This is a genomic window from Phycisphaerae bacterium (assembly GCA_024102815.1).
Lineage (GTDB): Bacteria > Planctomycetota > Phycisphaerae > UBA1845 > UBA1845 > JAGFJJ01.
Window position 1 is genome coordinate 48,048 of record JAGFJJ010000015.1, and the last position, 8,733, is coordinate 56,780.

The 8,733-nt window shown below is 61.8% G+C and carries 3 protein-coding genes; all 3 read left to right on the top strand.

The window, feature by feature from the left end; translation table 11 throughout:
• Positions 1-40: 40 nt before the first annotated feature.
• Positions 41-1,312, top strand: coding sequence for a hypothetical protein (locus J5J06_05345; protein MCO6436493.1), 1,272 nt, complete (start codon positions 41-43; stop codon positions 1,310-1,312).
• Between the two features lie 493 nt (positions 1,313-1,805).
• Entirely contained in the window at positions 1,806-3,668 is a 1,863-nt protein-coding gene (locus J5J06_05350; GenBank protein MCO6436494.1) for a hypothetical protein, read from the top strand.
• 368 nt (positions 3,669-4,036) lie between these two features.
• On the top strand, positions 4,037-8,733 hold a 4,697-nt coding region (locus tag J5J06_05355), incomplete at its 3' end, for a hypothetical protein (GenBank protein ID MCO6436495.1).

Below are 8,733 nucleotides of genomic sequence, written 5' to 3' on the forward strand. Positions count from 1 at the left end.
TTTAGTGGATTCGTTAATCGAACGAAGGAGTAGGGAACAGATGAAGAAGATTTTTTGTGCAGTGATGGCTTGCGGCCTTCTGGCCGCCGTGGCGGTCTCGCCGGCCCTGGCGCAGGATCGCGTCAGCGCCACCGAGAAGGGTTCGATTCTTCTTTACCCCAAGGTGGAAATCCGTTGGGATGCTGCCGGTAACGTGATTCAGGACACGTTCATCGACATCACCAACGACTTCCCGGAAGACGTGTTTGTTCAGATGCACTTCGTCAACGGCGACGAAGCGCTGGATTATGATTGCTATTACGATCACAACTGCGAGGCGAGCCTCGGCGTCGGCAACGAGAATTGCCGCGTGTGCGAGCGTCCTCACCTCGGCTGGAACTGGGTCGACGTCAAGATCGAGCTGACCGGCAATGAGCCGACCTACTGGTCGGCCTACACCGGTCTGCCGAAGGGCGTCTCCCCGTTCACGATTCTCGATCCTGGCTATCCGCCGGGACGTCCCGATCCGGATGGCTCGGGCAACCGCGTCCTGCGCGGCTTCGTGATCGCCTGGGCGGTCAACAACGTGGGCGAGGAAATCCGCTGGAACCACCTGAAGGGCGATGCCCTCCTGGTCAACTACATGAACGGTTCGGCGTGGGAGTACAATGCCTATGCGTTCGGCGCCCTGGTGCCGGAGACCAACGGCGGGCTCATTCCGGGAACCGGCGAGCTTCTGCTCGACGGCCAGGAGTATGAGGCCGTGTTCGCCGAGCTGCTGCTCGACTTCTATGCCGTCGGTTCGACCGCCTTCTCGGGCGCCGGCCGCACGGTCGAGGTCGACACGGACCTGACGCTCATGCCCATGGACATCGATCTGCGCCAGGAGAATGAAGGCCCGACGACGACCAAGGCCTTCTTCACCATCTGGAACATGAACGAGTTCAAGTTCTCGGGTACCGAGCGTTGCATCACCTGCTGGGATCAGACGCTCCTGCGTTTCTACGATGCTCCGAACCACTTCCTCCTGCAGAACCTGCAGACGAACAAGGGTAAGGCCCGCATCGACGGTATCCGCAGCGCGGTTGTCTGCGATGATCCCGAGAACGGCATCGTGAGCAAGGCTACGGCCCTGCTCGGCGTGTCGATGAAGTACCTGCGCTTTGACGCGGGCGTCGATTATGCTCAGGCCGGCTCGAACCTCGTTGGTTTGGGCGTCGAGAGCGCGACGATTTATGCGGACGTGACGTCAAATCCGAATCAGGAGCGCGGCACCGATGGCCTGTCGGAGGTCAAGGTTGATCGCGGTGGTGTCGACCGTTTGTCACGCTAGCAGGACCACGAACTACCGCCTTGGAGGAAACAGCGGAGGTTCGTATCGTGCGGCTCCGAAACGTGCCAACGGTAGCAGGGCCTTACACGACTCCATTGCGATGACGGGTCTTTGTTGACGGATAAGGTCGGGTCGAAGCGGATTTCCGCTTCGGCCCGGCCTGCTTTTTGCGCCGCGGGCCATGGCGCCCCGATGTGCGGCAGAAGGACCCCGCCCGAATCACGCCTGCCGCGGATTGTGTCCGATAATCAAGCCGCCACTTGACTTTTCCGGACATTTGCGCTCTCCTTAAATACGTTGGGCAAACGAAAGCCGGCAACGGACGCCGGTCAAAGTTGCGAGAGGCGATCCCGAATTGGAAGCTGCATATATAGACATTCTGGGTAATCTGCGCAAATTCCGGTGGATAGGGTGCATCCTTGCCATCATCACCGGGGTATGGGCAGTTCCTGGCGCGGCTGGGGCCGTGCCGGTACCCGGGAATGGCACATCGGTGGCTTTCCCCCCTGAGACGCCCGGCGTCGAGCCGGACGAGTTCGCCTGCGCGCTGTTCGGAGCCGGCGAAATCGCATGTCTTCGAGCCTCCTCCAGCGACAGGGGAACGCCCGTGCGTTCGACTACGCTGCAGTTGGGTTCGGGAATCGAGTCGTCCATTGAGCTGCGTCCAGCCAAGAGGCCCGAAGCGGGCCGACACGCGACGGCGTGCGGCTGGCTGCCGCGGTTCGGGTCCGTGGGTCTGGTTCTGCTGGGAGCCACGCTGGGATTGCCCGATCGAGCCGATGGCGGCCGGGGTGACCCGTTCAAGATCGAATTCGATTTCATTCCGAGTAACCCGAGCGTCGGTGAGCAGGTGAGCTTTGCAGCGGATGTCGGATTGGCCCGGTCGGGAATGCACCGGTGGGAATTCGCTCGTTGCGCAACGACGGAAGGTCCGTGCGATGTGGTGCATACGGACGAGGGTCGGAACGTCAGTTTCGCCTTCAATGAACCCGGATATTGGGAAGTGACACTTCTGGTCGGGCTGACCAAGACCCGCGTCGGAAGCACGTCCAGGCTGATTGACGTGGCGCCTGCTGCCGCCCAGGGACTGGTGGCCAACTTTCAGGTGTTGCGGCTTGCGGAAGTGGATCCCCATACCGGCGAGGAAACGTGGGAGCCGGTGGGCTTGTCCGAAGATGACCCAATCGGATACGGCGAGCGCGTGGTGCTGGCGTCGACGAGCGCCGGCGCGGCTTACTATCGGTGGCGTGAAGACGGCAAGCTTATCAGCACGAGTTCGAGCGAAGCGCGAACATATAGCGGTCCGACATCGGTCGGGGTCTCCCTGACAGTGTACAACGCGGATGCGAGTGAATCGGACGCGGTGACGAAGACAGTATACGTGGCTGATGGCGTCGAGGTGCTGGACTTCCTCCCCACGGTTGCACGGCAAACGCGTTCGATGGCGGTCGACGGGAACATCGCGTGGGTGATTCGCATGACGGATGAGCTTGCGGCGATTGACGTAAGCGACCCTTCGAACCTGCGCTACATCGTGGGTGGCGTTTTTCCGGCGTCGAGCGGATGGAATGTGGCTGCGGCGGAGCAGCGCGTCCTGGTCGCTCGCGGACCTGCGGGACTTGACATATATACCAATCCGTTGAATCCCGTCCTTCGCAGCGTGTTCACCTATGACACGAATGCCCTGGACGGTCAGCAGGTCTACGACGTGAAAGCGATCGGAAAGCTCGCGTTCCTGGCGGCCGGACCGGCGGGGCTCAAGGTCCTCGACGTTTCGCTGCCGACGGCACCGCGTCTGCTGGGACAGGCGGTGATTCCCAATGGTCACACGGCCCGCTGGCTGGCGCTGGGCGGAGGAGTCGCCTTCGTTGCGGACGAAGTCGGCGGTGTTCACGTCGTGGATGTATCGCGGTTCAATCCGGCGTTCCCGCAAGCGGGACCGATCTTCGTTTCGAGCACGGTCATGGCCAGCGCTGTTGTGGATCGCATTACGGCCAATGAGACCGGGCTGGTGGCCTGCGTCACAGCACTGGGCGTCAATCTGTTTCAGGTTGTCAGCCCCGCAGATGTGCGTCCCACCGCGACCATCGACGGTCGAGCATTTGCGGGAAGGCAGCCGAGCGGTATCGTCCTGGGCGATAGCACGCTGCACATGGCGTTCGCGTACGCAAGTCTCTGGCCATTTGAGTTGTACGTGTTTGACGTTGTTGATCCTTATTCGCCGTACAGCCTGGTTTCAATATCAAACACGAATACTGTGGGGGGAGTGATTGGGACGGGCGTTCGCGCCAACGGCGCGGTAATCTGGGCGAGTGCCTTCCACGATCTCTTTTCAACGACGGATCTTGGCCGTTAGCAGGCCAGTCGAATTCGCCAGCCTATCGCGCTGCTGGAGATCGAGTAAAGGAACGCACCGGTACGCCGCAGTTGACGGGGCGTACCGGTGTTATTATCGGTCCCAGTAAGATCGTTCCGCCGGAATCATCCTTCCTTCGTTGGCAACCCGCCTCCTGGCTATTCTCGCTTTAATCGTTGACCTGCCCGCGCATGTCTGATAACCTATTTTCCGTCCGATATTCGTTCCAGATTATCGGGCAGGATATTTGTGCGGCCGGTGCCGCGCAAATGAGCAGGGGAACAGAAGGATCAGTACTTCCAGCCTGTGAGCGCTTCCAGGGGTGGGGTGATTGACGCCGATTGGCCAAAGTTGAGAGGGTGAAAGTCATGTTCGTTATTCGTCGTAGCCGTTCTTGTGTCGTACTCCTGGCATTGCTTGCATTCACCGTCGGATCGGGTGCGAGTTTCGCACAGACCCAGCCCACCGTTGATGGAAACCTCACGGACATCGCCAATTCGGTGACGGACATCATCAACAACGGACTCCCTGCATTCGCAATCAATCAGGTCGACCAGCTCGAGAGCGGGCCCATGCCCGGCTCGGATGGTTTCCAGGATGAGCCGTTGCAAGATACCGCGACGCCCCAAGGGCGATTCATGCACTCCCCAGTCAACATGGGCAATGCGTACCTCATCTATAAGCCGGACTCGGACGGAAACATCGGGACGGCGCCGATGTTTGCCGACGACGACAGCTGGCTGGCATTGGGCATCAACATCGCGAACGGCGACGGAGACGTGGTTCTCCAAGGCGATTCGATCAAGCTTGTGACGCCGCCCGATCTGCCGGGGATCATCATGGTTCCCTTCGACGCTGATGGAAACGGAAATCCGGGGACCATTGGCACCGGCGCCCAAAGCCGTTGGGCGCCGTCCGAGCCGGTCGCCGGTTTCGGCGAGCGCAACGATGCATTGAATATGTTCTTCCTGACGTGTGCGGAATCGGTCAATGATTTCCAGATCGGGCAGCCGGAGATCTCGATTTTCTATGAGCAGATCTTTGCCGGCCCTACGAATCTTCAGATCCTTCGCAACGGCATCGATGTGGGTCCCGTGGCGACGAACTTTCCGATGTCCGCGGCCCCCGCAAACGGATCGACGACGGCTTCCATCGCGGCCCGTGGTCTCAATGGAATCAGTGACGACGACTTCGAGTTTTTGATTCCGAAGGTGGACAGCAAGTTCAGCCTCGCCTTCCCCGGGGAGGACTTTGCGACGGTGACGCGGTTCCGTCTGGCCCGACTCGGACTTCTGCTCAGCAGCGATGCTTCCGGCGACCTCTCGAACGAAGACACGATGTTCATTCTCGTGAACCTGGGTCTTCCCGAACTTCGCGTGACCAAGCAGGTTCGCTGCGAGGGCGAGACTGTGTGGCGGGACAGCGCCGAGGCGCTTCCGGGTGCGACGCTCGAATATCGGATTGAAGTCGAGAATCTGGGCAATACGGATCTGGGCATCACCCTGGAAGACGTGCTGAGTTCGCAGCTTTGTGGCGTTGAACCCGTTGCGGGCTCGTTGGCGGCGACCCTTTTCCGTCCGGGTGACGCGATCGGCCAAGCGGTCAATTTTGATAATGCTGGATCTTTCGTGCCGCCGTTGAACCCCGATTTCTTCGACGATCCGCTGCTGCCCGGCGAACAGGGCTTCCTCACCAATCTCGACGGAACACCGACGTTTCTTGGCGTACTGAAGGGCTTCAACGTATGTGACGACCCGGCGAACCCGACGGTGGGCGATCGGATTGTCATCACGTTCAGGGCGGCCGTTCCGGACAATTGCCCGGCGTGCTCGGCTTTGGGCCAGGTCAACGACGTGGTCAACACGGTGACGGCGATCGGAGATCCGGACGCGACCGACCCGCCCACCATCGATGGCGATGAGATTGAAGCCACTGACAGCGTGCCGGTGAATCTGCTTTGCCGTGACGTCAGCTTCGACAAAATGGCCAACGTATCCACGCTGCCGACGACCGTGCCGTTCACGCTGACGTACACCTATAGCGTTCGCAACGACGGCGAATTGGTGGAATCGGCCACGATTCGCGACGCCAACTTGTGTGCGGATGTGGTAGCCATCGCGGGTGTGGACTTCGCGGCCCCGGGCGTGGCCACCTCGTGCCCGATCTGCGTGACACCGGCCAGCGGCGTGACCACCAACGTGGCGGCCAGCGGCGGCACGTTCTCGACAATGTGCTCGATTCAGTTCACCTCGGTCGCCGGCGCGCAAGCATTCCTGGCGGCTGACGATGGACGAAGCCCGCTGCAGGGCGATCCGCAGGAGTGCACCGGCGGAACGGGCGACCCGCTGTGCTACACCAACCGGGCGGAACTTCGCGTCGAGGGCGCGAATCTGCCCGAGGGCTGCAATCAGGAAGATGTGTACCGGGCGTGCGAGACGGTGTGCTCGGGCTGCAATCTGGTCGTAACCAAGGACGTCGGGTGTATTGGCCCGGACGGCATGGTCGATCAGTACAACGACATTGAGGACACGCTGCCGGGTCAGGACCTGCGATACCGCATTCGGGCGATGAACACCGGCACGCCGGTCTGCCAGGTTTGCATCAGCGACACGCTGAGCTGCGGCTCGTGGCTCAAGGCCGGAACCTTGAGCGGGCGGATCGATCCGGGCAACCGTTCGGTGCCTCTGCCGGGATTCTCGTTCAGCGGCGGGCGGACGTGCTACGATGTTTCTTCGTTGGGATGCCTGGGTAGCGGTGAGACGCTGACGGTCACCTTTGACGTGCAGGTGCCGGGCGATGCGTCGTTTGCGGCGCCTACGCCCTCGCCGGATTGCACGAACGAAGTGTTCATTGAAGGGTATCTGGATGCCGGGACGAGCCCGACGGCGCCGCCGGATTGCGATGACGAGGATAACGCCGCGATCGATGTGCTGGCGCGGAATGTGACGTACAGCAAGACGGTGACAACGCTTAGTGCGGCCGGAGGCACGATCGACAAATCGAACCTGCCGGTCGTTGATGACGGCTCCTATCCGATCCGTGCGACGTTCAACTACGCCGCGATGAACAACGGCGAACTCACGGAGATGGTGACCATCCGAGACGATCTGCTGTGCTCTGATGTTCAGGGAATTCCGGGGCTTGTCGTCGGTCCGTGCGACGTTTGCCCGTCGCCGCCGGGGAAGAGCGGGAATGTCGTTCCGGGCGGTTCACTCAGCGCGAGCTGCCGGCTGACGTTTAACACACCGGCGGCCTTGGTAGAGTTCCTGGCCAAGGACGACGGTCGCAATCCGCCTGCCAATGAGCCTGCGACTTGCGCGGGACACACGGGTGAATGCCCGTCGCAGCCGACGTCGGCGAGTTGCTATCGAAACCGCTCCCAGGTCTCGATCGTCGCCGATGGTGTGGTCGCGGACTGCAACCGGACGGATGCATGCACGGAATGTGCGGAGATCTGCGCCGGTTGCGATCTGACCGTAGTGAAAGAGGTCAAGTGTGCGGACGATCCGGACAGCGGGTATTTCCCGTCGAAGGTGGCGCTGCCCGGCGAGGAGTTGACCTTCCGCTTCACGGTGATGAGCGCGGGGGTGCCGGTGGAGAAGCTCTGCCTGCGGGATACGCTCTCGTGCCGAAGCACCTGGTCTCCCACACCGATGACGTGCACGATCATGCGGGCGGGCGGTGGCAGCGATCCGTATCCGGCGCCGCCGGTGAGCGGAGCGCGGACCTGCACCGAAGTGAACCCGCCGTTGATGCTGGGCGACATGCTCGTCTGCACGTTCAACGTTACCGTGCCGGCGAACTACTCAACGGTGAACGTCGAACCGGACTGCGTGAATACGATCGAGGTCGATGGATACGTCGATGGCAATACGCCGATCACGACGCCACCGGACTGCATGGATCAGGACAATGCCACGGTGGACGTGAAAGTGGCCGACATCGATTGTGTTGAAAAGGAAGCCGAGGCGATGGACGCCGACGGCAACGTGTACGGTCCCTCGGACTTTGTTGACATCGAGTCCAAGGATTCCAGCTATCCGATCACGCTGACGTACCGCGTGCTGGCGAGGAACCCGGCCAGTTCGAGCGAGGTGCCCCTGGTTGACGTCAAGATCTGCGACCAGGGCATCATTGACGCCGCGGACGGCGCACTGGCTGACGGCGCGATGTTGACCATCGGCGCATGCGAATTCGACAACGTCGATCGTTGCAAGGAAGTCGCGTCCCTGCCGGTTGGTGGGTCGGCGACGGCCGAGTGCACGCTCGTCTTTGACGACGCCGATGCATGGAGGAACTTCGCCTGTCGCGAGGCGGGCAAGACCGGTAGCGAGCTCGCTGCCTGCCTTGCGGGCGACCAGGAAGCCGACGGAGAGTGCTTCAGCAACCAGGCCGACGTCAGCGGGTTGCCGGATTACGGCTTCGAGCCTGGCAACCCGAATCAGCCCTGCCTGCCGGACAATCCTCCGGACGGTGGGCGGATCAGTGACGAGTCAGGTTGCAATGCCGAGGTGTGTGTTCGTCCGCCTTCGCAGTGCACGTGCACCAAGGCCACATTCACCATCTGGAACATGAACGAGGTCAAGTTCTCGGGTACGCACCGCTGCATCTGCGACTGGGACCAGGAGCTGATCAGCCTCTACGACGCCCCCAACCACATGCTGCGGCAGTACCTGCAGACCAACAAGGGCAAGGCGCGGATCGACGCCATCGCCAGCCCGATCGTGTGTGATCCGTTCCTGGAAGACGCGGTCTCGGTGGACTCGCCGCTGCTGGGCGTGGCCGCCAAGCAGCTCACCTTCCACCGGCCTTCGCCGGGTGTGGATGCCGACGGCATCGTCAAACGCGATTCCGCGGGCATGTCGCTGGTGGGTCTGGGCCAGCAGGCGGGCAAGATCACGTATGCCCTGCCCACCTCGGGCGGCCCGGAGGAGCGGTCGGCAGCGGACAACGGCATTGCGGTCTCGCGTCTGCTGGACGGTCCGCAGCGGCTGGTGCGCGGCTCGAAGATCGAGCCGGCGGAGTCGCCGCTGGCGGGCACGACGTCCGCGAGCCGGCTGGCCTC